The sequence below is a fragment of the Streptomyces sp. NBC_00005 genome (genome assembly GCF_045160215.1).
In the GTDB taxonomy this organism is placed as follows: domain Bacteria; phylum Actinomycetota; class Actinomycetes; order Streptomycetales; family Streptomycetaceae; genus Streptomyces.
In genome coordinates this window covers 5,974,651-5,999,971 of record NZ_CP108316.1, presented here as the reverse complement: position 1 = coordinate 5,999,971, position 25,321 = coordinate 5,974,651, and the positions used below count along the sequence as shown (strand labels likewise).

At 72.1% G+C, this 25,321-nt stretch carries 27 protein-coding genes; 16 read left to right on the top strand and 11 right to left on the bottom strand.

The features are described from left to right. The first annotated feature begins 191 nt into the window (after window positions 1-191). The 4 genes from OG303_RS27660 to OG303_RS27645 all read left to right on the top strand — a co-directional run bounded on the left by OG303_RS27660 (window position 192) and on the right by OG303_RS27645 (window position 3,693). Window positions 192-1,616, top strand: a complete 1,425-nt coding sequence (locus OG303_RS27660) for an MFS transporter (protein ID WP_405871672.1) — start codon at window positions 192-194, stop codon at window positions 1,614-1,616. Between the two features lie 61 nt (window positions 1,617-1,677). After that, window positions 1,678-2,169 (top strand): DUF2771 domain-containing protein, encoded by a 492-nt coding sequence (locus OG303_RS27655; RefSeq protein WP_405871670.1) that lies wholly within the window; start codon window positions 1,678-1,680, stop codon window positions 2,167-2,169. A gap of 11 nt (window positions 2,170-2,180) precedes the next feature. Beyond that, the gene (locus OG303_RS27650; protein ID WP_405871668.1) at window positions 2,181-2,849 is read left to right on the top strand and encodes a futalosine hydrolase; all 669 of its coding nucleotides are present in this window, start codon (window positions 2,181-2,183) and stop codon (window positions 2,847-2,849) included. Beyond that, complete coding sequence (locus OG303_RS27645; protein ID WP_405871667.1) at window positions 2,839-3,693, top strand: 1,4-dihydroxy-6-naphthoate synthase; 855 nt, start codon at window positions 2,839-2,841, stop codon at window positions 3,691-3,693. Before OG303_RS27650 ends, OG303_RS27645 begins: the two co-directional genes overlap by 11 nt. Before the next feature lie 194 nt (window positions 3,694-3,887). On the opposite strand, the gene OG303_RS27640 is transcribed toward OG303_RS27645, so the two are convergent. Beyond that, window positions 3,888-4,271, bottom strand: a complete 384-nt coding sequence (locus OG303_RS27640) for a cold-shock protein (protein ID WP_405871666.1) — start codon at window positions 4,269-4,271, stop codon at window positions 3,888-3,890. Between the two features lie 164 nt (window positions 4,272-4,435). Here OG303_RS27640 and OG303_RS27635 point away from each other — a divergent pair, with 164 nt between their 5' ends. Then, entirely contained in the window at window positions 4,436-4,684 is a 249-nt protein-coding gene (locus OG303_RS27635) for a hypothetical protein (protein ID WP_405871665.1), read from the top strand. Here the strand turns inward: OG303_RS27635 and OG303_RS27630 are convergent. Together OG303_RS27630 and OG303_RS27625 are read right to left on the bottom strand one after the other, a co-directional pair. Continuing rightward, window positions 4,663-5,307 (bottom strand): HAD family hydrolase, encoded by a 645-nt coding sequence (locus OG303_RS27630; protein WP_405871664.1) that lies wholly within the window; start codon window positions 5,305-5,307, stop codon window positions 4,663-4,665. The two genes, OG303_RS27635 and OG303_RS27630, sit on opposite strands and share 22 nt — an antisense overlap. A gap of 132 nt (window positions 5,308-5,439) precedes the next feature. After that, a complete protein-coding gene (locus OG303_RS27625) occupies window positions 5,440-6,423 on the bottom strand; it encodes a hypothetical protein (protein ID WP_405871662.1) in 984 nt (327 codons plus the stop codon). Window positions 6,424-6,690: 267 nt separating this feature from the next. Between OG303_RS27625 and OG303_RS27620 the strand changes: the two genes are divergently transcribed. Both OG303_RS27620 and OG303_RS27615 read left to right on the top strand, forming a co-directional pair. Continuing rightward, on the top strand, window positions 6,691-9,195 hold the full coding sequence (locus OG303_RS27620; protein WP_405871661.1) for a helicase-associated domain-containing protein: 2,505 nt from the start codon (window positions 6,691-6,693) through the stop codon (window positions 9,193-9,195). A gap of 177 nt (window positions 9,196-9,372) precedes the next feature. Continuing rightward, on the top strand, window positions 9,373-11,019 hold the full coding sequence (locus OG303_RS27615; RefSeq protein WP_405871660.1) for a DNA repair helicase XPB: 1,647 nt from the start codon (window positions 9,373-9,375) through the stop codon (window positions 11,017-11,019). Between the two features lie 41 nt (window positions 11,020-11,060). On the opposite strand, the gene OG303_RS27610 is transcribed toward OG303_RS27615, so the two are convergent. Continuing rightward, window positions 11,061-11,246 carry a hypothetical protein gene (locus OG303_RS27610; RefSeq protein ID WP_405871659.1) on the bottom strand — a complete coding sequence of 62 codons (186 nt, stop codon included), beginning with the start codon at window positions 11,244-11,246 and terminating at the stop codon, window positions 11,061-11,063. Between the two features lie 191 nt (window positions 11,247-11,437). Between OG303_RS27610 and OG303_RS27605 the strand changes: the two genes are divergently transcribed. Then, window positions 11,438-13,564 (top strand): HelD family protein, encoded by a 2,127-nt coding sequence (locus tag OG303_RS27605; RefSeq protein WP_405871658.1) that lies wholly within the window; start codon window positions 11,438-11,440, stop codon window positions 13,562-13,564. A 200-nt stretch (window positions 13,565-13,764) separates the two neighbouring features. On the opposite strand, the gene OG303_RS27600 is transcribed toward OG303_RS27605, so the two are convergent. Further along, on the bottom strand, window positions 13,765-14,466 hold the full coding sequence (locus OG303_RS27600; protein WP_405871657.1) for a copper homeostasis protein CutC: 702 nt from the start codon (window positions 14,464-14,466) through the stop codon (window positions 13,765-13,767). 119 nt (window positions 14,467-14,585) lie between these two features. Further along, window positions 14,586-15,260 carry a maleylpyruvate isomerase family mycothiol-dependent enzyme gene (locus OG303_RS27595; RefSeq protein ID WP_405871656.1) on the bottom strand — a complete coding sequence of 225 codons (675 nt, stop codon included), beginning with the start codon at window positions 15,258-15,260 and terminating at the stop codon, window positions 14,586-14,588. 47 nt (window positions 15,261-15,307) lie between these two features. On the opposite strand from OG303_RS27595, the gene OG303_RS27590 reads away from it, so the two are divergent. Together OG303_RS27590 and OG303_RS27585 are read left to right on the top strand one after the other, a co-directional pair. Continuing rightward, window positions 15,308-15,970, top strand: coding sequence for a hypothetical protein (locus OG303_RS27590; protein ID WP_405871655.1), 663 nt, complete (start codon window positions 15,308-15,310; stop codon window positions 15,968-15,970). Window positions 15,971-15,980: 10 nt separating this feature from the next. Further along, on the top strand, window positions 15,981-17,048 hold the full coding sequence (locus OG303_RS27585) for a GNAT family N-acetyltransferase (RefSeq protein WP_405871654.1): 1,068 nt from the start codon (window positions 15,981-15,983) through the stop codon (window positions 17,046-17,048). Here the strand turns inward: OG303_RS27585 and OG303_RS27580 are convergent. Next, window positions 17,030-17,308: a DUF4031 domain-containing protein gene (locus OG303_RS27580; RefSeq protein WP_405871653.1), complete on the bottom strand. Its 279-nt coding sequence runs from the start codon at window positions 17,306-17,308 to the stop codon at window positions 17,030-17,032. The two genes, OG303_RS27585 and OG303_RS27580, sit on opposite strands and share 19 nt — an antisense overlap. Window positions 17,309-17,408: 100 nt before the next feature. Further along, window positions 17,409-17,792, bottom strand: a complete 384-nt coding sequence (locus OG303_RS27575) for a hypothetical protein (protein ID WP_405871652.1) — start codon at window positions 17,790-17,792, stop codon at window positions 17,409-17,411. 55 nt (window positions 17,793-17,847) lie between these two features. On the opposite strand from OG303_RS27575, the gene OG303_RS27570 reads away from it, so the two are divergent. Then, window positions 17,848-18,771, top strand: a complete 924-nt coding sequence (locus tag OG303_RS27570) for a MurR/RpiR family transcriptional regulator (RefSeq protein ID WP_405871651.1) — start codon at window positions 17,848-17,850, stop codon at window positions 18,769-18,771. A 140-nt stretch (window positions 18,772-18,911) separates the two neighbouring features. Beyond that, a complete protein-coding gene (murQ, locus tag OG303_RS27565; RefSeq protein WP_405871649.1) occupies window positions 18,912-19,847 on the top strand; it encodes an N-acetylmuramic acid 6-phosphate etherase in 936 nt (311 codons plus the stop codon). A gap of 2 nt (window positions 19,848-19,849) precedes the next feature. Here murQ and OG303_RS27560 read toward each other — a convergent pair whose 3' ends face one another. After that, window positions 19,850-20,518 (bottom strand): class I SAM-dependent methyltransferase, encoded by a 669-nt coding sequence (locus OG303_RS27560; RefSeq protein WP_405871648.1) that lies wholly within the window; start codon window positions 20,516-20,518, stop codon window positions 19,850-19,852. Between OG303_RS27560 and OG303_RS27555 the strand changes: the two genes are divergently transcribed. Continuing rightward, the gene (locus OG303_RS27555) at window positions 20,435-20,746 is read left to right on the top strand and encodes a DUF397 domain-containing protein (protein WP_405871647.1); all 312 of its coding nucleotides are present in this window, start codon (window positions 20,435-20,437) and stop codon (window positions 20,744-20,746) included. The two genes, OG303_RS27560 and OG303_RS27555, sit on opposite strands and share 84 nt — an antisense overlap. A gap of 8 nt (window positions 20,747-20,754) precedes the next feature. Here the strand turns inward: OG303_RS27555 and OG303_RS27550 are convergent, their stop codons facing one another. Next, entirely contained in the window at window positions 20,755-21,309 is a 555-nt protein-coding gene (locus tag OG303_RS27550) for a hypothetical protein (RefSeq protein WP_405871646.1), read from the bottom strand. Window positions 21,310-21,567: 258 nt separating this feature from the next. Here OG303_RS27550 and OG303_RS27545 point away from each other — a divergent pair, with 258 nt between their 5' ends. Genes OG303_RS27545 through OG303_RS27535 form a run of 3 tightly spaced genes read left to right on the top strand, consistent with a single transcriptional unit; the run spans window position 21,568 to window position 23,758 of the window. Beyond that, window positions 21,568-22,443, top strand: coding sequence for a hypothetical protein (locus OG303_RS27545; protein ID WP_405871644.1), 876 nt, complete (start codon window positions 21,568-21,570; stop codon window positions 22,441-22,443). A 59-nt stretch (window positions 22,444-22,502) separates the two neighbouring features. Then, window positions 22,503-23,183: a Uma2 family endonuclease gene (locus OG303_RS27540; protein ID WP_405871643.1), complete on the top strand. Its 681-nt coding sequence runs from the start codon at window positions 22,503-22,505 to the stop codon at window positions 23,181-23,183. Between the two features lie 5 nt (window positions 23,184-23,188). Then, window positions 23,189-23,758 carry a hypothetical protein gene (locus tag OG303_RS27535; protein ID WP_405871642.1) on the top strand — a complete coding sequence of 190 codons (570 nt, stop codon included), beginning with the start codon at window positions 23,189-23,191 and terminating at the stop codon, window positions 23,756-23,758. A gap of 9 nt (window positions 23,759-23,767) precedes the next feature. On the opposite strand, the gene OG303_RS27530 is transcribed toward OG303_RS27535, so the two are convergent. After that, the gene (locus OG303_RS27530) at window positions 23,768-25,288 is read right to left on the bottom strand and encodes a carboxylesterase/lipase family protein (RefSeq protein ID WP_405871641.1); all 1,521 of its coding nucleotides are present in this window, start codon (window positions 25,286-25,288) and stop codon (window positions 23,768-23,770) included. Between the last annotated feature and the right edge of the window lie 33 nt (window positions 25,289-25,321).

Here is a 25,321-nt window from a genome sequence, read left to right as displayed (position 1 = left end):
ATGCCTTCCGCCCGGTTCCGAAGTACCTCCCGCCGGGTTCCGACGTGCTTCCGGCCCGGTCACGAAAGACAGCCGACGCCGCCCCGCGATTCGGCGCGTTCCTGGGAAGCACCTGGGAAGTCCATAGGAAGTACGCGCCCATACGCGCGGTAACCGCACTACACACACGTTTCTCGGGGCACTATGACGGAGTGGCAGCCGCAAGGACGCCCCAAGGAGCCACCGGGGTCGGTGGGGTCAAGGGCAGCAGTCGTGGTGGCGGTTCGGGCCGGTTCGGCGGGTCCGTCCGCGCGCTCGGCCGTGCGCTGCACTTCCCGGTGACCGGAACCGCCCGCGGGATCAGGAAGGCCACCCACGCGCAGGGCGCCGGCGAGTCCGGCCTCGGCAAGCTGATCGAACTGCACGGGGTCAACGGCGCGGGCGATGTCATGATCACCATCGCGCTCGCCTCCACCGTCTTCTTCTCCGTGCCGACCGACGAGGCGCGCGGGCGCGTCGCGCTGTACCTCGCGATCACCATGGCGCCCTTCACGGTGCTCGCCCCGGTGATCGGGCCGCTCCTCGACCGGCTCCCGCACGGCCGCCGCGCCGCGATGGCCGGTTCCATGCTCGCCCGCGCCCTGCTCGCGCTGATCATCGCCAGCGCCGTCTCCAGCGGCAGCCTCCAGCTGTATCCGGCGGCGCTGGGCGTACTCGTCGCGTCGAAGGCGTATGGAGTGGTGAGAAGCGCCGTCGTGCCCCGGCTGCTGCCACCCAAGTTCTCCCTGGTGAAGGCCAACTCCCGGGTCACTCTCGGCGGGCTCCTCGCCACCGGTGTCGCGGCGCCGATCGGGGCGGGGCTGCACGCCATCGGGCCGCGCTGGCCGCTGTACGGCGCCTTCGTGATCTACATCTGGGGCATGTTCCTGTCCTTCACCCTGCCGCCGAAGGTCGACTCGGCCAAGGGCGAGGACACGGCGCTGCTCGCGGCGGACGCGGAGCATCTGCACGGGCCGCACCTCAAACCGGTCAAGCGGCCCGGCCTGCGGACGGTCGGCATCGCCGTCACCCACGCGCTCGGCGCCAACGCGGCCCTGCGCTGGCTGTCCGGCTTCCTGACCTTCTTCCTGGCCTTCCTGCTGCGCGAACACCCGCTGACCGGCTCCAGTGCGGCCGTGTCGCTGGGGATAGTGGCCGTCGCGGCGGGCGTGGGCAACGCGCTCGGTACGGCGGTCGGGGCGTGGCTGCGGCAGCGGGCGCCGGAGATCATCATCGTGGCGGTCCTGCCGATCGTGCTCTGCGCGGCGATCACGGCCGCGATCTTCTTCGGCGCGTTCCTGGTGGCGTGCCTGGCCGCGATCGCCGGGTTCTCGCAGGCGCTCGCCAAGCTGTCCCTGGACGCGCTGATCCAGCGGGACGTGCCCGAGACGGTGCGCCCGTCGGCGTTCGCGCGGTCCGAGACGATGCTGCAGATGGCCTGGGTGCTGGGCGGCGCGATCGGCATCGTGATGCCGCTCAACGGCGCGGTGGGCCTGTGCCTGGCGGCCGCGGTCATCGCCCTGGGCTGGGTCACCACGATCCGCGGACTGCTGAGCTCCGCCCGGCACGGCGGGGCGGCGAAGCCACGCGTGGCGTAACACACAGCCACGCCGTACCCCACGTGGGGGGAGCCCCGGGCGTGCCCGATAACCTTCGGCCATGACCTCGATGCAATCCGCTGCTGTGCGACGCCGCCGCGCCGTCGCCGCCGCCGGCGCCGTTTCCGCCGGACTGCTCGTCCTGTCGGCGTGCGACAAGCCGACGCCGCTGTCCACGATCACGGTCGGCCGCTCCTCGGTCAGCGAGGAGGCCACCTGCGGCGGTGAGGGCAAGACCCTGCAGGCCGCGGACCTGGCGAAGTGCCTGAAGGACAACGACATCAAGTCCATCAAGGTCGACCCCGACGACACGGTCCGCTTCGGCGTCGACCCGGACGTCGCCGACAAGCGGTGGACGATCCTGATGAACGGTCAGCCCCTGACCGAGGACAGCGACAAGACCTACCGCACCATCCCGGGCAGCGTCTTCTTCAACCAGCAGTACGGCGCCACCGGCAACTCCACCCTGGTCTCCATCAAGGCCGGCGACGGCAAGAAGAGCGGCACCGGAGTGACCGGCCTGTGGTCCTTCAAGCTCAAGAAGGACGACTGACAGCGTCCTCAGTGTCTTCCGTACGTGTCCTCGTGGCCACCGCGGTTCCCGCCGAACGGGACGCGGTGGCACGGGCGTTGACGGGTGACGACGTCACGGTGATCGCCGCCGGGGTGGGCCCCGCCCTCGCCGCCGCCGCCACGGCGACCGCCCTCACCACCGCCGCCCTCCGCGGCACCCCGTACGACCTCGTCGTCTCCGCCGGGATCGCCGGCGGCTTCCAGCCCGAGGCCCCGGTCGGTTCCCTCGTGGTCGCCGACGAGATCACCGCGGCCGATCTGGGCGCCGAGACGCCCGAGGGCTTCGTACCGGTCACCGAGCTCGGTTTCGGGACCGTCACCCACCGTCCGCCGCAAGCACTCGTACGGGAGCTCGCGGCCGCGACCGGCGCCCGTCCCGGCGTGGTACTCACCGTCTCCACGGTGACCGGCACCGCCGAACGCGCCGCCGCCCTGCGCGCCCGCCACCCCCGCGCCCTCGCCGAGGCCATGGAGGGCTTCGGGGTGGCCGAGGCGGCCGCCGCGCACGGGGTGCCGGTGCTGGAGCTGCGCGCGGTCTCCAATCCCGTCGGCCCGCGCGACCGCGCCGCCTGGCGCATCGGCGACGCCCTCACGGCCCTGACGGAGGCCTTCGGGAAGCTCGCGCCCGTCCTGGAGAGTTGGAACAAGCATGACCAGTGAGCCCGTACAGCCCCTGCAGATCGCGTTCTCGCCCTGCCCGAACGACACCTTCGTCTTCGACGCCCTCGCCCACGGCCGCGTGCCCGGCGCGCCCGCGCTGGACGTGACCTTCGCGGACATCGACATCACCAACGGCATGGCCGAGCGCGGCGAGTTCGACGTACTGAAGGTGTCGTACGCCGTGCTGCCGTACGTCCTCGACGAGTACGCGCTGCTGCCGTGCGGGGGTGCGCTGGGGCGGGGCTGCGGGCCGCTCGTCCTCACCCGTGGACCGGGGGATCTCACGGGCCGTACGGTCGCCGTGCCGAGCGAGAGGTCGACGGCGTACCTGCTGTTCAGGCTCTGGGCGGCGGACACGGTCCCCGGCGGGGTCGGCGAGATCGTCGTCATGCCCTTCCACGAGATCATGCCCGCCGTGCGGGACGGGAAGGTCGACGCGGGACTCGTCATCCACGAGGCGCGCTTCACGTACCAGAACTACGGGCTGCACAAGCTCGCGGACATGGGCGAGCACTGGGAGCACACGACCGGGCTGCCGATCCCGCTGGGCGCGATCATCGCGAAGCGGTCGCTGGGCGCCGAGACCCTGACGGGACTGGCCGACTCGATCCGCACCTCCGTACGCGCCGCCTGGGACGACCCCGAGGCCTCCCGCCCGTACGTCATGGAACACGCCCAGGAGATGGACCCGGCCGTCGCCGACCAGCACATCGGCCTGTACGTCAACGAGTTCACCGCCGACCTCGGCGAGGACGGCTACGCAGCGATCCGAGGCTTGCTCACCCGTGCGGCGGCCGAGGGGCTGGTGCCGGCGCTCGGGCCCGATGCGCTGGCGTTTCCCTGACCTGACCCACACCCTCGCCTTCACGCCCACCGCAGGCCGACGGACGGAGTCCGGCGCAGCCGTCCGCAGCCCGCGAAGCGGCGCAAGGGCGGCAGAAAGAGGTGCCCCGTGCGGCGGCCGAGGGGCTGGTGCCGCCCCTCGGCCCGGGTGCGCTCGAATTTCCGTAAGGGTTGCGGGGTTTCGGTAATTCGCGGTTAAACGTCCAGCTGGTCGGCGACCGCGCGCAGCAGGCCCGCGATCTTCGCGCCGGAGGCCTTGTCGGGGTAACGGCCCTTCTCGAGCATCGGCGTGATGCTCTCCAGAAGAGTCGTCAGATCCTGGACGATGGAGGCCAGTTCGTCCGGCTTCTTACGGGTGGCGGCCGCGACCGAGGGGGTCGGGTCCAGGACGGTGACCGAGAGGGCCTGGTCGCCCCGCTGACCGGCGACCACGCCGAACTCCACGCGCTGGCCCGGCTTGAGCGTCTCGACTCCGGCGGGGAGGACCGAGGAATGGACGAAGACGTCACCGCCGTCGTCACGGGAGAGAAAGCCGAAGCCCTTCTCGCTGTTGAACCACTTGACCTTGCCGGTAGGCACGTCTGTCCTCGTCCTCGTACTCGTCGGAAAACTGCTTCGGAAACGGCTCTTGATAGCACTTGGGCGGGTCGTCACGGACCCGCCGGTACCAAGGCTAATGGTCTTCAGGCCGGTGACAAGACGTCGCCGGGTTGTTCCTTCGGGCAGGGAACTACCCTGGTCCGGTGCGTGACAAAACCCAAACGAATTCCACCGATCCCGGCGACCGTCTGATCCGTGCCGGTGCCATCGTGTTCTTCCTCGGTGCCCTGGCCACACTCGTCACAGTGGCTCCGCTCTTCCTCCACGCGAAGCCATTTCCGACCTACATGTTCGGACTGAGCATGCTCATGGGTGTCGGCTTCCTGATGGCAGGTGCCGGAGTGCTCCAGTCGATTGCGGCGGGGCGCCGTCAGGCGCGTGCCGGACGGTAGTTCGCCAGCCAGCCCGGGAACTCCGTGAGATCCCCGAGCACGACGTCCGCCCCGGCCGAGCTCAACTCCTGCGCGCTGCACGGACCGGTCGCCACGGCGACGGCCAGCGCGTCGGCCTTGCGCGCGCCGCGCACGTCGCCGATGTGGTCGCCGACGTAGATCTGGGCCCCGTGCTCGCGCAGCGCCTCCGCCTTCTGCTCGGCCCACAGGTTGCCGACGACCTCGTCGGGGTGGATGCCCAGGTGCTCCAGGTGCAGCTTGGCGTTCGGCTCGTACTTGGCGGTCACGACGATCGCGCGCCCACCGGCCGCCCGCACCGCGTCGATGGCCTCGCGGGCGCCGGCCATCGCGGGCGTCGCGGTGATGGCGATCGCCGGGTACATCGACCGGTACAGGTCGCCCATCTCCTCCAGCCGGTCCTCCGGGAACCAGTTGATCAGCTCCTCGGCGAGCGGCGGCCCGAGCCGGGTGACCGCGAGGTCGGCGTCGATGTACGTCCCCGTCCGCTCGGACAGCGCCAGGTAGCAGGCGCGGATGCCGGGCCGGGAGTCGATGAGGGTCATGTCGAGGTCGAAGCCGACGGTGGGGGCGGGCACGGGGACGGGGGCAGTCGTAGAGGCCATATCGGCCATTGTGCCCAGGCCTTGCGGTGGCGAGTCGCGCGGCCGGTGTGACCTACACCTACTTGGGCCTTTACCTGCACTTTTGCCTGCGCTTTCGCCCTCACTTCGGCTGCGCCTGCGGCCGGCCTTCGCCTACGCCCTCCGCTGCGAGCGCCACACCAGATACAGCGCCGACAGCACCGCCGCGCCGCGCACCACCCACGGCCAGGTCTCGGCGATCGCGTCGTTCATGTGGCCCTGGGCGATGGGGGTGCCCCAGCGGCCGTCGTTCCTGCCCCACAGCCAGACGATTCCGGCCGTGAGCGCCAGGCTCGGCATGCCGATGACCGCCCACTTCGACTCGTTCTGCGTCAGCCGGCGGGAGGCGTAGGCGATGAGCCAACCGCCCAGCAGGGCGAACCAGTTGCCGAGGATCGCGCCGACGACGAGCAGCCCGGCGGCGACCAGGAGAAGGGGGTTGGTCCAGCCGCCGGCCGGGAGGGAGAGGCGGCGGCGACGGGTGGCGGTGGTCTCGGGTACGACGTCCTCTTCGACTTCTGCGGCCTTCTCGAGCGCCGGCGCCTGCTCCTTCTCGGGCTCCTTCGGCCGCGGCGGCGGCTTGAGCAGTTCCGGGATCTCCACACCGCCGGTGAAGCCCGGGACGCTGTCGCCGAACGGGGTGCTGTCGACCCGCCACCAGTCGGGCTGGGTCGCGCTGGCGCCGAGTTCCTGGGCGCTCGCCATGTGCGGCGGGGAGGGAGCGTCGGAGGGGGCGGACGGCTCGGGCCGGTCGGCGGGGCGCGGACGCGGCACCACGCGGCGCAGGCTCTTCGGCAGCCGCTTGCTGTCGTCCGGCTCGTCGTCCCGCTGTACCGGCACCTGGGCGGGGGTCGCCTGCGGTGTGCCGGAGCCGCCGCCCGCGGCCGCGACGACCTCGTCCGGGCTGCCGAGCCGGGAGAGGATGCGGCGGACCGCGGCGGGGCTGTCGACGGTCGTCTTGGCGCGGCGCGCGTCGATCTCGTTGCGCAGCTCCGACACCAGGCGCATGCGCGTGGCCGACGGCAACTGCCGCTGCTGAGCCACGTCGCCGACGCGGCTCAGATACTCGTAGACGACCTTGTCGCTCTCGATCCCCAACGAAGTCCCCTCCGGGGTCGGGCTGTTGAAATCCCGCGGGACGACGGTACCGCGTATGTCCCGGGTGTGCGGGATTGCCCCGGGCGGTGCGCACGGGCGCCGGTCGAGTCCTCTCGGCCCGTCCGGGCCCGTCCTGCGAGCGTCGGTCGGATCCTTTCAGCCCGTCCGGCGTTCGAGGACGAGGCCCTTCAGGCCGATGCGGGGGTCCGGGGCGCCAGCCCCCAGGGACGCCCGCTGCATCGCAGGGCACCCGCTACCGTGAGTCAGATGAGCACCCCGGCCGCCCCGCGTTCCCTCGCAGAGGCACTCCGAGTCAGGGACGACGCCTCCCTGGCGACGCTGCTGCGCAGCCGTCCCGACCTCATCACGCCCGTCCCCACCGACCTCACGCAGCTGGCGACGCGCGCCGGCACGCGCGCGTCGGTCGTCCGCGCCCTGGAGCGGCTGGACCGTTTCGCGCTGCAGACGGCGGAGGCGCTGGCGGTGGCGGCGGATCCGGCGACGTACGACGAGCTGTTCGGGCTGATGGCCGGCGACGAGCGCGACCCGGCGGTCGCCGCCGCGCTCCCCCGTGCCCTCGCCACCCTGCGCGAGCAGGCCCTGGTGTGGGGTGCCGACGACCGGCTGCGTCTGGTGCGGACGGCCCGTGAGCTGCTCGCGCCCTCGCCGCAGCACCCGTCGCCGACCGGGCTCGGTCCGGCGGCGCAGGAGGTGACGGCGGCCATGTCGCCGGGGCGGATCCAGGAGATCGTCACCGCGGCCGGGCTGCCCTCGACGCACGACTCCGTCTCCGCCGTCGCAGCGCTCACCGGCCTGTTCACGGACCGGGGGCGGATGGCGGCGCTGCTGGCCGAGGCGCCCGAGGAGTCGCGGGAGGTGCTGGACCGGCTGGTCTGGGGGCCGCCGTACGGGCAGGTCACCGCCGATCCGGCGGCCCGGCTGCGCTGGCTCCTGGACCGCGGGCTGCTGCTGCCGACGGCGCCCGGGACCGTCGTACTCCCCCGCGAAGTGGCCCTGCACCTGCGCGGCGGCCGTGCGCACCGCGCCACCGAGCCGCTGCCGCCCGGCCTGGAGGCGAGTGCCACGCACCGTCCACAGGTTGTGGACGCGACGGCGGCCGGGCAGGCGTACACGGCGCTGGCGACGGTGGAGGAGCTGCTGAAGGACTGGGACGAGGGCGGCCCGACGGTGCTGCGGGCCGGCGGTTTGAGCGTGCGCGACCTCAAGCGCACCGCCGTCGCGCTCGACGTGTCCGAACCCGTCGCCGCCTTCTGGGTCGAGCTCGCCTACGCGGCGGGGCTACTGGCCTCCGACGGTGATGCCGACGAGCGGTACGCGGCGACCCCGGCCCACGACGAGTGGATGGAGCGGCCCGCCGCCGAGCGCTGGGCGCGGCTGGCGGAGGCGTGGCTGACGGCGACGCGTACGTCGGGGGTCGTCGGGGGGCGGGACGTGAAGGAGCGGACCTTGTCGGCGCTCGGCCCTGGACTCGACCGCAGCGCCGCGCCGGAGGTGCGGCACCGGGTGCTGACGCTGCTGGCCGGGCTGCCGGAGGGGGCCTCGCCGTCCGCCGATTCCGTGCTGGCCCGGCTGCGCTGGGAGCGGCCCCTGCGCGGCACCCAGCAGGACGACCTGCGCGGGCGGCTCGCCACCTGGACGCTGTCGGAGGCGGAGATGCTGGGCGTGACGGGCCGGGGCGCGCTGTCGGCGCACGGACGGGCGCTGCTCGGGGCGCCCGCGCGCAAGCCCGCAAAGGAACCGTCGGGTCCCGGCGACAAGCTCCCCGTCCACCACGTGCCGGTCGCCCTGGAACCGCTCTCCGCCGCCGAACAGGCCACCGCCTCCGCCGCGGCCACCCGTCTCCTGACCCCGCTCCTGCCTGAACCCCTGGACCATGTCCTGCTCCAGGCGGACCTGACGGCGGTCGCACCGGGCCCGCTCAAGCGACCGCTGGCCGACATGCTGGGCGTGCTGGCGGACGTGGAGTCGAAGGGCGGGGCGACGGTGTACCGCTTCACACCGGGTTCGGTACGGCGGGCCCTGGACGCCGGGCGGGCGGCGTCCGACCTGCACGCCTTCCTGACCGCGCACTCCCGCACGCCCGTCCCGCAGCCGCTGACGTATCTGATCGACGACGTGGCCCGCAGACACGGGCATCTGCGCGTCGGGGCGGCCTCCGCGTACGTGCGCTGCGACGACGACGCGCTGCTGAACGAGATCATCGCCGACAAGCGCGCCGCGGGCCTGCGCCTGCGCCGCCTCGCCCCCACCGTCCTCGCCACGCAGGCCGACCCGGCGACCCTCCTCGACGGCCTGCGCGCGATGGGCTTCGCACCGGCCGCCGAGTCGGCGGAGGGCGACGTCCTGATCACCCGCGCCGACGCCCACCGCACCCCGCCCCGCACCGCCCCCCAGCCGGTCCCGGACGGCCCGCCCACCCCCGACGCCACGCTCCTGGCGGCAGCGGTCCGCGCCATCAGGGCCGGTGACCTGGCCTCCACGACCCCGCGCAAGCAGGCCCCGTCGGCGAGCGGCGGCGACCTTCCGCGCACCAGCTCCGCCGAGACCCTCGCCACCATGCAGGCCGCCGTCCTCACCGGCGAGGCGCTGTGGATCGGCTACGTCAACGCGGAGGGCTCCGCCAGCCAGCGCGTCATCGCCCCGATCCGCGTCGAGGGCGGCTTCGTCACGGCGTACGACCACACGGCGGACGAGGTACGGACGTATCCGCTGCACCGGGTGACGGGCGTCGCGGAGCTCGCGGACGACTGACCGCGACCGACGACGACCCGACGGCCGGCGACCGGCGACCACAACGGACGACGACCCGCCGACCACCGACCGCGACCGACGACCGCGATCACCGACCGCGACCGGCGGTGATCGTCGGTGCATAGGGCAGACTGGACGATTGGCCGCGTGCCATGGCCTACCGAAAGGGTGCCCCGCGTGAATGGTCCACTCATCGTCCAGTCCGACAAGACCCTGCTCCTCGAGGTCGATCACGAGCAGGCCGGCGAGTGCCGTCGGGCCATCGCGGCGTTCGCGGAACTGGAGCGGGCACCCGAGCACATCCACACGTACCGGGTGACGCCGCTGGGACTGTGGAACGCGCGGGCCGCCGGGCACGACGCCGAGCAGGTCGTGGACGCGCTCGTGGAGTTCAGCCGGTATCCCGTGCCGCACGCGCTGCTCGTCGACATCGCCGACACCATGGACCGGTACGGGCGGCTGACCCTCAGCAAGCACCCCGCGCACGGGCTGGTCCTGACGACCACCGACCGGCCGGTGCTGGAGGAGATCCTGCGCTCCAAGCGGGTCGCTCCGCTGGTCGGGGCGCGGATCGACCCCGACACCGTGGCCGTGCACCCCTCCGAGCGCGGGCAGATCAAGCAGACGCTGCTCAAGCTGGGCTGGCCCGCCGAGGACCTCGCCGGGTACGTGGACGGCGAGGCGCACCCGATCGAGCTGAACGAGGACGGGTGGGCGCTGCGCCCCTACCAGCAGCAGGCCGTGGAGAACTTCTGGCACGGCGGGAGCGGGGTCGTGGTGCTGCCGTGCGGGGCCGGGAAGACGCTGGTCGGCGCCGGGTCTATGGCCCAGGCGAAGTCCACGACCCTCATCCTCGTCACCAACACCGTCTCCGCCCGGCAGTGGAAGCACGAGCTGGTGAAGCGGACCTCGCTGACCGAGGAGGAGATCGGTGAGTACAGCGGGACGAGGAAGGAGATCCGGCCGGTCACCATCGCCACGTACCAGGTGCTGACGACGCGGCGGAAGGGCGTCTACCCGCACCTGGAGCTCTTCGACTCGCGCGACTGGGGCCTGATCGTCTACGACGAGGTGCACCTGCTGCCCGCACCGGTATTCAAGTTCACGGCCGACCTGCAGGCGCGGCGCCGGCTCGGACTGACCGCGACCCTCGTCCGTGAGGACGGGCGCGAGTCCGACGTCTTCTCGCTCATCGGTCCCAAGCGGTTCGACGCGCCGTGGAAGGAGATCGAGGCGCAGGGATACATCGCGCCCGCCGACTGCGTGGAGGTCCGGGTCAACCTCACCGACTCCGAGCGGCTCGCCTACGCCACCGCCGAGCAGGAGGAGAAGTACCGCTACTGCGCGACGACGGAGACGAAGCGGAAGGTCACGGAAGCGATCGTGCGCCGGTTCGCGGGCCAGCAGATCCTCGTCATCGGGCAGTACATCGACCAACTCGACGAGCTGGGCGAGCACTTGAACGCGCCCGTGATCAAGGGCGAGACCTCCAACGCCCAGCGCGAGAAGCTCTTCGACGCCTTCCGGCAGGGCGAGATCAGCGTGCTGGTGGTGTCCAAGGTGGCGAACTTCTCCATCGACCTGCCGGAGGCGACGGTCGCCGTCCAGGTGTCGGGCACCTTCGGCTCACGCCAGGAGGAGGCCCAGCGTCTGGGCCGGGTCCTGCGCCCCAAGTCCGACGGGCACCAGGCCCACTTCTACTCCGTGGTCGCCCGCGACACCCTCGACCAGGACTTCGCCGCCCACCGGCAGCGCTTCCTGGCGGAACAGGGTTACGCGTACCGGATCATGGACGCGGACGAGCTGCTGGCGGAGGAGGCGTAGGGCACGACGCTGGACTCGGCCCGGGGCTGGCCCGGATCCGGTCACTTACGACGTACGCCCGCTTCCTCGCCGTACTCGCCGAGTACGACGACGCTGAAGGCCGCGCCCGCGAAGACCTTGATCGCACGCAGGGCGTCGCCGAGACGGTGGGGGTGGCTGCCCGCGACGGCCGTGGCACCGCCCGGCCGGCCCGGGCCATGGCCTGGGGTGAAGGTTGCTGCGCTCATGTATCCATGGTGGCTCTTAGCACATAAGACCGGCATCGGCCTGCGGACCGAAACTCCGTCGCCGCCGCGTACGACTTCGGGCCTGGCCCTCCCTCCCGGGTATGAGGGGGACATCCCCTAGGGGTCGGAAAAACCGTTGGCCTCCCTCTCGGCCGCTGACCTACAATCTCCGCTCTTGCCCGCCTCCCTCCATGGAGCGCCGCCGTCCGGACGGAAACCGGTCGGCATACCGCAACCCCGCGACACCCACACCGCAGGCCTTCGGAGGCACCCCCTTGTCCACGCACGTCGACGACGACCCCCTCGCGCGCGAACGCACCCACCTCGCCGACTCCCGAGCCGCCCTGCGCGCCATGCGTGAGGACGTCGAGTCCCTCGACATCAAGGACGTCACCGCCAACTGGGTCAACGCCGAGGTCCTGGCCCGCCAGATCGACGAGCGCATCAAGGCGCTGGCCGACCTCAGCGACACCCCGCTGTTCTTCGGCCGCCTCGACTACCTGCACGCACCGGGCGCCGACCGGGCCGAGGGCGCGGGAGGCGAGCGCTTCTACATCGGGCGCCGGCACGTGCACGACCACGACGGCGACCCGATGGTCATCGACTGGCGTGCGCCGGTCTCGCAGCCGTTCTACCGGGCGTCCAAGAAGGACCCGCTGGACGTCGGGCTGCGCCGCCGCTTCGGGTACACCGGCGGCGACCTCACGGCGTACGAGGACGAGCACCTCTCCGACCCGGCCGAGGCGACCCGCACCAGCAAACTCCTCCAGCAGGAGATCGAGCGCCCGCGCGTCGGCCCGATGCGCGACATCGTCGCGACCATCCAGCCCGAGCAGGACGAGATCGTACGAAGCGGGCTGGGCGGGACGGTGTGCGTGCAGGGAGGCCCCGGCACCGGAAAGACCGCCGTCGGCCTGCACCGCGTCGCGTATCTCCTGTACGCCCACCGCGAGCGGCTGGCCCGCACCGGCACCCTCGTCATCGGGCCGAACAAGTCCTTCCTGCACTACATCGAGCAAGTGCTCCCCGCACTGGGCGAGTTGACGGTCAAGCAGGCCACCGTCGACGACCTGGTCGCCCACGTGGAGGTCAGGGGGACCGACGACGCGCCGGCCGCGATCATCAAGGGCGACGCGAGGATGGCGGAGGTCCTGCGCAAGGCCGTCCAGTCCCATGTCACCCTGCCGACCGAGCAGGTCGTCGTCGTGCGCGGCTCGCGCCGCTGGCGGGTGCCTGCGTACGAACTCGAGGGCATCGTCCGGGAGTTGCTGGAACGCGGCATCCGCTACGGCGCCGCCCGCGAGGCCCTCCCGCAGCGCATCGCGCACGCCGTACTGGTGCAGATGGAGCGGTCGGGCGAGGCGCCGGACGACCGGGTGCAGGACGCGGTGGCCCGCAACGCGGCGGTGAAGGCGGCCGTCAAACAGATGTGGCCGCCGGTCGACCCCGCGAAACTGGTCCTGCGCCTGCTCACGGACGCGGACTTCCTCGCCGTGCACGCGGACGGGGTCCTCACCGAGGACGAGCAGAAGACGATCCTCTGGGCGAAGCCCGTGCGATCGGTGAAGTCCGCCAAGTGGGCGCCCGCGGACGCGGTGCTGATCGACGAGACGACGGACCTGGTGCAGCGCACGCACTCCCTGGGCCATGTGGTCCTGGACGAGGCGCAGGACCTGTCGCCCATGCAGTACCGCGCGGTCGGCCGCCGCTGCACCACCGGTTCGGCGACGGTCCTCGGCGACCTGGCGCAGGGCACCACCCCCTGGGCGACGAGGAGTTGGGACGAGGCCCTCACCCACCTCGGCAAGACCGACGGGGTCATCGAGGAACTGACGGCCGGTTTCCGCGTCCCGACGGACGTCATCACCTACGCCTCCCGCCTGCTCCCGCACATCGCACCCGGCCTGACCCCGGTCGCCTCGGTCCGCGAGAACCCGGGCTTCTTCGACCTGCGCCCGATCACCGACACCGCCGAAGTGGTCGCCGCCTGCGAGGAGTTGCTCCGCAACGAGGGCTCGACGGGCCTCATCGCGGCGGACGCCCGCATCCCGGCACTCGCCGAGGCGCTGTCGGCGGCAGGGATCGGCCATCTCGCCCCGGGCGAGGAAACCACCCACAGCACGCGCCTGACCCTGGTCCCGGCATCCCTCGCCAAGGGCCTGGAGTACGACTACGTGGTCCTCGACGAACCGCGGGCCGTGGTCGACGGCGAACCGGACGAGCGCACGGGCCTGCGCCGCCTGTACGTGGCCCTGACCCGAGCGGTCTCGGGCCTGATCGTGACGCACGCGGCCCCGCTGCCGCCCCAGATCGCCTAGGGCCTGTCCGGAAGGGACTTGAGCAGCGGCGGGCGGCACGGGCGGCCTGGTCCTGGCACTGTTCGGGGACTGGTGGTTCCTGCTGGTCGGGGCGGGGTCGCCGTGGTGGCCACCGGGGTGGCGGCGGTGACGACGCGGGCGCCGGCCGCCGCACCGTCACCCGCCGAAGCGCCCTCCCGCACCGCGGATCCGACGCCGCCTCACTCCCCGTCCAGCGCCCCCCGCCACTCCCCCACGGCCGCCACCGACACGGGCTCGCCCCAGCCGCCCGGCCTGGCGGCCCCTCCGATGTGAAAGGCGCCGACCCCGGCGGCCTTCAGCCCCGGCACGTGCTCCAGTCGCAGCCCGCCGCCGACCATGATCTGCGGCTCGTACCCGGGCTCCCCGTGCCGCGCCGCCTCGGCGAGCAGCGTGGGGAGACCGTCGTCCACCCCGGTGGGCGAACCGGCCGTGAGGTACGCGTCCAGCCCCGGCAGACCGTCCAGCTGCTTGCGCAGCGCGTCCCGGTCCGCGGCCCGGTCGATCGCCCGGTGGAACGTCCAGCGGCAGCCGTCCAGCTCCGCCACCAGCCGCTCGACGGCGGCCAGGTCGACGCCCCCGTCCGCGTCGAGGAACCCGAGCACGAACTCGTCGGCCCCGGCGGCCCGCATCGCCCGGGCGGTCCTGACCAGCCGCGCGACATCCTCGGCATCCCCGGCGGCGAATCCGTCCGCCAGCCGCAGCATCACGCGCAGGTCGATGTCGACGGCCGCCCGGATCCCGGCGAAGGTCTCGACCGGCGGGGTCAGTCCGTCCGCCGCCATGTCGGTGACCAGCTCTAGGCGGTCCGCGCCTCCGGCCTGGGCGGCGACCGCGTCCTCGACACCGAGGGCGATCACCTCCAGGACTGCACGCGTGCTCATAGGACCCCTTCCGTCTGTGCTCCCTGGAGCGGCTACAGGTCTAGTCCAATCTCAGGGTACGACGGGAGGGCGGAGGGCCGCGAGATCACCCCCCGTCATCCGCAGATGTCCGGCTCCCGTCACCCGAAGATGTTCAGCTCCCCGACATCCGCCCCCGCGAGCTCGTACGCACCGGCTTCTTCCACGGGACGCCCCGAATACAGCCGTACGAGCGTGGCGGCGTCCCCGATGAAACGGGCCGGCGTCCGCTCACCGCTCGCCTCGCCCAGCCGCAGCGGCTCGTCCACCTCGTCGAGGTCGGCGTGCAGCGGCACGTGGCCCTTCTCCCGGGTGATCCGCGCGAGGAGAGTGAGCGCGTCCGGGAGCCCGGCGCCCGCGTACGCCCCCGGCTCCCCGAAGACCTCGCGTACGTCGCCGGCGTGCACCCACTCGCCCAGCGCGACCATGTCCAGCACACCGCCCGCCTTGGCGATCACCGGCCCGGCCTCGGTCATCCCGCGCTCCAGCTCGTCGACGACCTGCGCGTTCGTCCAGTCGGCGCGCTCGGCGATGTCGCGGTCGTTCGACTCGGGCGAGAAGACCCCCTTCTCGTACCGGCTCTCCACCACCCGCATCAGCGCGGACGAACAGTGCGCGAGCACGTCCCGGACGGTCCAGCCGGGACACCCGGCGGTCGGCAGCGCGAAGTCCGCGTCGGGGCGGGACCGCAGCAGCGGTACCAGGGCGTCCCGCTCGCCGGTCAGCAGCCGCCCGGGCAGCTCGGGATCCCGCAGTTCGGCATGTAGATCAGTCATGGATCCCACGCTAGGGCCCCGCCCGCGGATCGCGGGAGAATGCACGCATGGCCGATCTCGACGCCCTGCGCACCCGCTGGACCCACGCCCTGGAAGGAGCCCGGCCCCCCGCCGCCGGCCCCGACCCGGCCCCGTACGCCGACAACCTCCTCGCCCGCTGGCAGGAACCGCAGCGCCACTACCACACGCTCACGCACCTCACGGCGGTCCTCGACCACATCGACGTACTGGAGAAGTACGCGGCCGAACCGGACCTCGTCCGCCTCGCCGCCTGGTTCCACGACGCGGTCTACCTCCCCGACCGCTCCGAGAACGAGGAGCGCTCGGCCCGGCTGGCCGAACGGGCCCTGACCGAGGCCGGGGTGCCGGACGCCGGGACCGCCGAGGTCGCCCGCCTGGTCCGCCTCACCGTCACCCACGACCCGTCCGACGACGACCGCGACGGCCAGGTCCTGTGCGACGCCGACCTCGCGATCCTCGCCGCGCCCCCGTCCGCGTACGCCGGCTACACGGCAGCCGTCCGCGAGGAGTACCACTTCGTCCCGAACGACGCCTTCCGCGACGGCCGCTCCGTGATCCTGCGCCAACTCCTCGATCTGCCAAGGCTGTTCAGGACGCCGTACGGGCAGACGGAGTGGGAGGCGACGGCGCGCTACAACATCGGCTCCGAGCTGGAAATGCTGTCGCTTCCGACGGACCCGGCCACATAGTCTGCGAGCCATGCGTGCATGGGGCGGGGAACGAGTCAGCGAGGCCGTCGAGAGCTGTGCGGCGCTGCTGCGGACGGCACTGGACCGGGACTGGGCGGCGGTCAACGCCGGCCGGGTGGAGTGGAGTTGCCACACGACGGCGTTCCACATCGCCGAGGACCTCATCGCGTACGCCGCCAACCTGGCCGGACGCGCCCAGGACGACTACGTCCCCTTCGAGATCACCCTCGACGAGGGCACCGGCAACGCGGACCTGGTGCACGTGATCGAGGCGACCGGCGCGCTGCTCGCCGCAGCCGTCCGCACCGCCCCCCGCGAGGCCCGGGGCTTCCACCCGTACCCCTTCCGCAGCGCGAACCGCGAGGGCTTCGCCGCGATGGGCATCGCCGAGATCCTCGCCCACACGCACGACATCGCCGAGGGCCTGGGCCTGCCGTACGAACCGCCCGCCGCACTGCCCGAGTTCGTCCTCACCCAGATCTTCCCGCACGTGCAGCCGGGCCCCGATTATTGGCGCACCTTCCTGTGGGCCACCGGCCGCGGCGAACTTCCCGGCCGGGCCCCGGTCACCGAGTGGCGCTGGCACAACAACCTCGTCATCCCCGCCGCCCGCCTCACCCTGCAGGGCATCACACCCGCGGCCGCCCGCGACCTGGTGGCCGGCGGCGACGGCGGCTTCGAGTGGACCGAGGGCGGCCCGTTCGACGGCACACGGGAGGCGTCGAGCTTCCTGCTGAAGGCGTACGAAGGGGGCGTGCACCGACCGGAGTTCGGCGTGTTCGCCCTCGTCCGGCGCGAGGACGGCCGGGCGGTCGGTGGCATGGGCTTCCACGGCGTCCCGGACGAGGAGGGCCGCACCGAGATCGGCTACGACCTCGTCGAGAGCGCCCGCGGCAACGGCTACGCGACCGAGGCACTGCGCGCACTGTCCCAGTGGGCCCTCGCACGCGACGACGTCCGCACCCTCTTCGCGACGATCGACCGGGACAACCTCCCCTCCCAGGCGGTGGTCACCCGCGCGGGCTTCAGGAAGGTGAGCGAGGACGAGGAGGGGCTCGCCTACGAACTGGGGCGCTGAGCCCGCCCCTTCGGCCGCCGCAACCCCGCCCCCGTCAGCAGCCGCACCACCTCGCGGCTGCTGACCTCCACCGCGCCGGCGCGCACCGCGTCCGCGTACCGGTGGGAGGGGATGTCGTAGTGGTCGCGCTCGAAGGCGCGCCCCGGCACGCCCAACTGCTCGGCGAACGTGTGCAGTTCCTCGAACGAGAGGTCGCTGACCAGGTGGGACCACATCCTGCCGTGGCCCGGCCAGGTGGGTGGATCGATGTAGATCGTCACGGGAGCCTCACGAGCGTCATGCGGAGCCCCACGGGCTTCGTTCGGAGTCTCACGGGCTTCGTTCGGAGTCTCACGGGCTTTGTTCGGAGTCTCACGAGCCTCATGACGACGACATCCCGCCCGTGGCCCGCCCCAACGCCCCCAGCGCCGCCACCTTCACGCCCGCCTTGTGGCAGACCCAGTGCGGGTCGGGGCCGAGTTCCGGCTCGACGTCCAGGGCGTGCGGATCGCCCCCGCCGCAGACCGGGCACAGGGGCCAGCGTCCGTACGCCTCCAGCAGGGCGTCCTGGACGTCCTGCGCGACCAGCCCTGCGACGTACTCCACTCCGTCCGGCCACTGCTCGACCCACCAGCGCCGCTGTACGACGGATTCCTCGACCATGGACACCACGTCCGCCGCGGCGACCTCGCCCGCGGCCAGGTCGGCGAGCACGAGGGCGCGTGCCGCGTGCAACGCCTGCTCCAGGGGGCTGATGGGGTGCATGCCCCCATTGTGCGCACTCTTGACCGCGAGACCGAGCCGAAAATATCTTTCATATGTGACCCAGAAAGTGAAGGAAATTTTCGCGATGCCGAGCAGTCAGGCGCCCGCGCCCCCCGCGCCGGCCGCCCTCGCCGCCAAGGTGCGGACCCTCGCCCCCTCCATGACCCGTTCCATGCAGCGGGTCGCCGAGGCCGTCGCCGGCGATCCGGCCGGCTGCGCGGCCCTCACGGTCACCGGTCTCGCCGAGCTCACCGGCACCAGCGAGGCGACCGTCGTCCGCACGGCCCGGCTGCTCGGCTATCCCGGGTACCGGGATCTGCGCCTCGCCCTCGCCGGGCTGGCCGCCCAGCAGCAGTCCGGGCGGGCGCCCGCCATCACGACCGACATAGCGGTGGACGACCCCATCGCCGACGTGGTCGCCAAACTCGCCTACGACGAGCAGCAGACCCTCGCGGACACCGCGGCCGGGCTCGACACGGTGCAGTTGGGGGCCGCCGTGTCCGCGGCCGCCACCGCTCGCCGTATCGACGTGTACGGCGTGGGGGCGTCCGGACTCGTCGCCCAGGACCTCGCGCAGAAGCTGCTGCGCATCGGGCTCATAGCCCAGGCGCACAGCGACCCGCACCTCGCCGTGACCAACGCCGTGCAGTTGCGCGGGGGTGATCTCGCCATCGCGATCACGCACTCCGGGTCGACCGGGGACGTCATCGAGCCGCTGCGGGTCGCCTTCGAGCACGGGGCGTCGACGGTGGCGATCACCGGGCGCCCGGACGGGGCGGTCACCCAGTACGCCGACCATGTGCTGACGACGTCCACCGCTCGGGAGAGCGAGTTGCGGCCGGCGGCCATGTCCTCGCGGACCAGTCAACTGCTCGTCGTGGACTGTCTGTTCGTGGGGGTGGCGCAGCGGACCTATGAGACGGCGGCGCCGGCGCTGGCCGCTTCCTACGAGGCATTGGCGCACCGGCACAGGCGCTAGGGCCCTGCTGGACCAAGGGTCGCGGGTGTCTGCGGGTCCGTCGTGGCTGGTCGCGCCACGCGGCGGAGCCGCACAGGGACACAGACCCGCGCCCCTGAAGAAACCCTCACCGAACCGTACGTCGAAAGAGCCGACCCCCCATGACCTCAACCTCCAACCCCCGTGAACTCCGCGCCGAGTTGGAATCGCTGACCACCGAGGCCTTCCGGCCCGAACTCGCGGACATCGATCAACTCCCCACCCTCGACATCGCCCGGCTGATGAACGGCGAGGACGCCACCGTCCCCGCCGCCGTCGTCGAACGCCTCCCCGAGATCGCCGCCGCCATCGACGCCGTGGCCGAACGCATGGCGCGGGGAGGGCGGTTGATCTACGCCGGTGCCGGGACCCCCGGGCGACTCGGCGTGCTGGACGCCTCCGAGTGCCCGCCGACCTTCAACACCGACCCGGAGCAGGTCGTGGGCCTGATCGCGGGCGGCCCCGGCGCCATGATCACCTCCGTCGAGGGCGCCGAGGACTCCGCCGAGCTCGCCCGCAGCGACCTCGACGCCCTGCGCCTCATCGCCGCCGACACCGTGGTCGGCATCTCCGCCTCCGGTCGCACCCCGTACGCGATCGCCGCCGTGGAACACGCGCGCGGGCTGGGAGCGTTGACCGTCGGCCTCGCCTGCAACGCCGACAGCGCGCTCGCCGCGGCCGCCGAACACGGCATCGAGGTCGTCGTCGGCCCCGAACTCCTCACCGGCTCCACCCGGCTCAAGGCGGGCACGGCACAGAAGCTCGTCCTCAACATGCTCTCGACGATCACGATGATCCGTCTGGGCAAGACCTACGGGAACCTGATGGTCGACGTGCGCGCCTCGAACGAGAAGCTGCGCGCCCGTTCCCGCCGTATCGTCGCCCTCGCCACGGGCGCGTCGGACGAGGAGATCGAGCGGGCCCTTACGGCCACCGACGGCGAGGTGAAGAACGCCATCCTGGCCCTCCTGGCCGACGTCGACGGCCCGACCGCGGCCCGCCTCCTGGACGACTCCGACGGCCATCTGCGAGCGGCACTGGCAGCGGCGGCCCGCTGAGGTCAGCGGGCTCCGGGTGCCGCCCACACCAGCGTGTACCGCCACAACAGCCGCCGCCGGAGCCGGGCTCCGGGGAGAAGGCTCCGGGCCTCGCGCCCGATCTCGGCGAACGTGGCGTCCGCGGGCCGCGTCACGGCGGTCATGGAGGCGGGCCGCGGCGCCGTACGCCCCCGGTGCTTCACCCACCCCGTGGCGGCGTTGAGAGGAACCGAGGCGTAGCCCAGCAGAAAGTCGACGAACGTCTCCTCACGGGCGAGCCCGACGACCACCAGCGTGCCACCGGGCGCCAGTTGCTGCCGGAAGCGGGTGAGGGTCTCGGCGAGCGGCAGGTGGTGGAGCACGGCGACACAGGTGATGACGTCGTACGGCCCCGGGGGCAGCCCGTCCGGCGCGTCGGCGACGGAGAAGGTGACGTGGCTGTACCGGTCGCCGGTCGACTCCCGTGCCCGCGCGACGATCCCCGGGTCGGAATCGATCCCCTCCACCTCGTCCGCCCGCCCCGCGAGCAGCCGCACCAGATCACCGCTCCCACAGCCGACGTCGAGCGCACGGCCGAACCGGCGGGGCAACTGCCGTAGCAGCCAAGGGTGGTAGTGGGCGTTGTGGTCCCAGGGGTGGGCGGCGTTGAAGCGTTCCAGGGCCTGGAGGACGCGGGGCGTGAGGATCTTCATGGGGTCAGTTCAGCAGGGCAGGCGGCCTTCCCGGTTGGCTTTGCGAACGCGCGCCCGCAGCACGTCGTCCGGTGGCGCGGGTCCCACCGCCTCCGGCGGACACTCCCACTCCCGCCCGCCCTCACCCCCGTCCGCGACTCCAAAAACCCCCGCGGCCCGAAGCTCGCGTTCCGGCCGGAGGCATGGTCGGCGTTCGTCGAGGACGTGAAGGCGACGGACAGTCGATGACGTGACCGTCACGGCTTCGTGGGCCTGGGTTCCCCGGGTCCGCGCATCGCCGCCTCGTGGAGCTTCGACATCTCCCAGCAACCGGCGCCGTCCGGCTCGTTCCCCGGGAACACGACGACCACGCTGCCGTCCCGCGCCGTCACGGTGACTCGCGTTCCCCAGTCGGCGCTCTCTCCGCTCCCGCTCCGCCATTTCATGCGGTGAAGGGTGAGTTCGGTCCAGCGATGGGCCCGCAGGACGTCGCGGGTGGCCACCACGACGCCGAGCTGGAAGCAGTACAGCCGGGGGGTGGGGCCGCCCGTGCGCCGCTCGTACCGGGACACGAAACAGCAGCCGATCAGAAACACGGCCATGAGCCCGCTGAAAGGGGCGAACCAGCCGTGCCACAAGCCACCCTTCCCGCGGAAGGTGTGCATCAGATCGACCGTGGTGCCCCATGCCATGAACCCGCCCAGGGGCCCGAAGAAGAGCCAGGCGTGCGAATAGGCAGGGCAGGCGACCCTCACATAGCGGCCGTAGCCGGCGTTCGCCCCCATGGCCAGCGCCTTGTCACGCTCGCGCACAACGCCTCCCAGGTTTCCTGATGAGGTGTTGCCCCGTCATGACCTTGCCGAAGCTCAAGCCCCCAGCCCCGAGCCCTCTTTTCAAGGAACGGTTGGAGGGCCTCAACCCACCCTCCCACCCGGCGAGTTGACTTGACGCGTTCGGCTTGCCACGCACAGTGACGATCGTCTAGCGTGCCCGCATAACGAACAGCCCCCGCCAGGCGCTAGCAACACCTGCGGGGGCTTGACCATCAAGATCGAACGCGAGTCGATTCAATGGCTGACGCCAAGCTTAGTCCTGCCTTCCTGCCCGCGCACGCGCTCCCGCACCCCATGGCCAATCCCGGCTACGGCAAGCGCACCGCTCCTGACCAACTTCCCCGCACCGCACACGACTTCGCGCACCTCCCACCCCGCGAAGCCGCCATCGCCGCGTACATCGACCGCCTCCCCGAAGGCGCCGACATCTCCGTAAAGACGCTGGCCAAGACGCTGCCGTACGGACAGTGCGCCCTCCGCACAGCCCTCAACAACCTCCAACGGACAGGGCACTTGCGCCGGGGCCGCGAACACCTGGCGGACTCGAAGAGCCCCCGATGGATCACCCGAACGTGGTTCACCCGCACGGCGCGCGACGACGACTGGTGGGCGACCTTCACCCGCGGCGACGTCCCGGAGGAACCCCCGGAACGAGCCCGACCCACCCGCACCCGCGCCCACATCCTGCTCGCCGCCCTCGGCCGTACGGCCCCCGCCCTGTCGCTCTCGCAGGCCGACTGCGTGACGCTCGCTCCCCTGCTGACGGAGTGGTTCGCGCGGGGCGCCACCGACGACGGCGTGGTCCGCGCTCTGACCGACGGTCTGCCGACCCCGGTCCACCATCCGGCGTCCCTGGTCCGCGCCCGCCTGACCAGCAAGCTCCCGCCCGAACCCGTACGAGAGACGCGTCCGCCCCTCCGCGTCCTGGAGTGCGCGAAATGCGGCGGCCCGGGTCGTCCGGAGGCCCTGCCTGGCGGAATCTGCGGCGCATGCCGAGGCGAACGCGCCCTCAGTCGCGACCACGCGCCTCTGCAAGCCTCCGCAGTGCACACCCGCGCGGCGGAGATCCGTGCCGCAATGGATCAACGACGACACGAAAGGACACTCGCATGACGGCTCCCACGGTCCGACGTCACCACTCCAGGGCACGATGGGAGGAAGGAGGCGACGCCATGACCCCTGACACCGCTGAGCACCCGCAGATGTCCGTCGAGGACTTCGAGGAACTCGTCCGCAGGGCTCCGAGGGAGCTGCGCAACAGGCTGGAGTTCCTCGGCGGGAGGCTGTGCATCCGCCACGGGCCGCTCGACGTTGACGAATTCGAGGAGCTGGCCGAGGCAGCGCCCGAAACAGTGCGGCTTGAGTACATCAGCGGAAGGGTAGTAGTCAAGGCCATGCCGGACGGCAACCACGGCGAAATCTTCATGTGGCTGCTACGTCAGTGCATGCAGCAGCGCCCGGAGCTGAACCTCATGCCCGAGCGAGGCGTCAAGGCCGAGAATTACCGCAAGGGCCGTGCCATCACGGACGGTTTCCTCGCGCCCGTGGGCCATTTCAGGGGACACGGCAACTGGTCCGAAACCGACGGCGCCCTCATGGCCGTGGAGATCACCTCCCGCGACCGCGACACCGACCAGCGCGACCGCGTCGACAAGCCCGTCGGTTACGCGGAGGCCGACATCCCCGTCTACCTCCTCATCGACCGCGACAACGACACGGTCACCGTGTACAGCGAGCCCAAGGACGGCCGCTACCAGCAGTCCCCGTCCTACCCGTGGGGAGCCATCGTAGAGATCCCCTCCCCCGTGAACATCACCCTGGACACCGAGAAGCTCAAGGACTACGCAGACTGATACCCATGAACCACGCCCAGCTGACCGCCCTAGGCCGCGCCCTCCGCCTCCTCGGCGAGCACGGTGACGCCCTCACCGGCAACACTCCCGACGGCAAGCTCCACGAGGTCAAGGCCGACCTGAAGCGCGCCCTCGACCTCCTCCAGGACAGCGTCACCGGCGCCGCACCCACCACCCGCTGCCCCGAGCACCCGAACGGGCCGGTCGACGAGAACGCCCAGGACCTGTGCCTGCTCTGCGAGACCCGCCGCCGGGCGGCCCGCCGCGTCGAGTACAACGGCGGTCCCGTGCCCCCGAGCGCCACCGAGACCGCGCCCTCCCGCTACGGCGTCAGCGCCGACCGCCCGCAGCCCCAGCAGCGCTGGCTGCCGGAGCTGTGGAACGGGCAGACGTGGCAGCTGTGCGGCACCCCGCGCCGGGACCGGCGCGAGGCCGAGCTGTACATCGCCGCCCAGCGCCGCGGCCCCCGCGCCGCCATGGCGTACCGGCTCGTGCACGAGTTCACCGACTACGAGGTGCTGCGCGTCTGGGGCACGCCGGTGAAGGTCGACATCGAGCCGCTGGGGAACTTGTAACCCCGGCCCCTACTTGAGCAGCGGCAAAGCCTGGAACTCGTGCCCAACCCACAGGCCACGGGACGTCTCCTCCGGGTAGGCCGTGACGACCGACTCGACGTCCATCACCCGTACGAGCCGTGCCTCGTCCGCGTCCTCATACGCCGGCCAGCCCGGATCCCCCGTCCTCGCAAAGGCCGTCCACGACGCCCGGAAACGGGCCGACAGCTCCTCCGCCTCCGCCGGAACCCCACTCCCCGCGAACAGCAGATTCCCCAGGTCCGCCTCGAACGTGCCGAAGAGCAGCGGGATGTCCAGCCCGTGGCACGCGCCGAGCACGCCGCCGGCTCCCGGAGCCGGCCAGGTCAGCTCGTAGACGTGAGCGCGACCGCCTCCCGCGAGCTGGGCCTCGGCCAGGTGCAGTGAGGGCATGTTGAACAGCCAGTCGGTCTGGACGCGTTCGAACAGCTCACCCGGCGTGGCGTCGGGAAAGGCGGCGCGATACGCCCGCTCCCCGTCCGGCCCCGGCGCGAACGTCCGCAGCGCCCCGGCCGCCTGCTCCTCCCCGATCTTCCCCAGCAGCCCGCCGAGGACGAGGAACAGCCGGAACTCGTCCCGGTTGTGCCCGACGAGAAGGTCCACGTCCCGCGCCGCGCCCGCCGCCAGCGCCTGCCAGGGAGTGCACGGCAGCACCTCGCCGTCGACGACCGGCGAGAAGGGCGTGGCCGTGGGAGCCACCTGACCCCAACGGTCCCCGTACGACCGCATCTTCGCGCCCAACGCCTCGCCCGCCGAGGTCAGTCGACGGGGATCGACACCGGCGAGATCGGCCGCCGTCGGCCGCAGCCCCGCCTCCTTGGCGATGGCGGACGCGATGTCGCGGGCCAACTCGTCCGAGAAGAAGGTGCCCGGCACGCTCTGCGCGATCGCCCGCCGGAAGAGCCCTCGCGCGCTCGGCATGGCCAGCAGCGAGGCCACCGACCCCGCACCGGCCGACTCACCGAAGACCGTCACCTGCGCGGGATCGCCGCCGAACGCCGCGATGTTGTCCCGCACCCACTCCAGCGCGGCGACCTGATCCAGCAGCCCCCGGTTGGCGGGCGCTCCGTCGATCCGCGCGAACCCCTCGATGCCGACCCGGTAGTTGAGCGTCACGACGACCAAGTCGCCGTCACGGGCGATCCGTTGGGCGTCGTAGCCGGGGCTGCCGGAGTGGCCGAGCTTGTACGCGCCGCCGTAGATCCACACCATGACCGGTCGACGCGCGCCCGAATCGGCCTCCGGCGTCCACACGTTGACGGTCAGCCAGTCATCGCCCTCGGGAACGTTCAGCACACCCGTACGGCCCTGGACGCCGAACTCCTCCTGCGGTGGCGGCGGACCGAACGCGTACGCCTCCCGGGTCCCCTCCCAGGCGCGCACGGGACGCGGCGCCCCGAACCGGGCCTCTCCCACGGGCGGTTCGGCGAACGGTATGCCGCGGAACACCGTCAGCCCGTCCTCCCGGCGCCCACGCACCGCACCGGCCGCGGTGCGCACGACTGTCGTCATCGTCGACTCCTCCTGGCGGATTGGGGCCTGTCC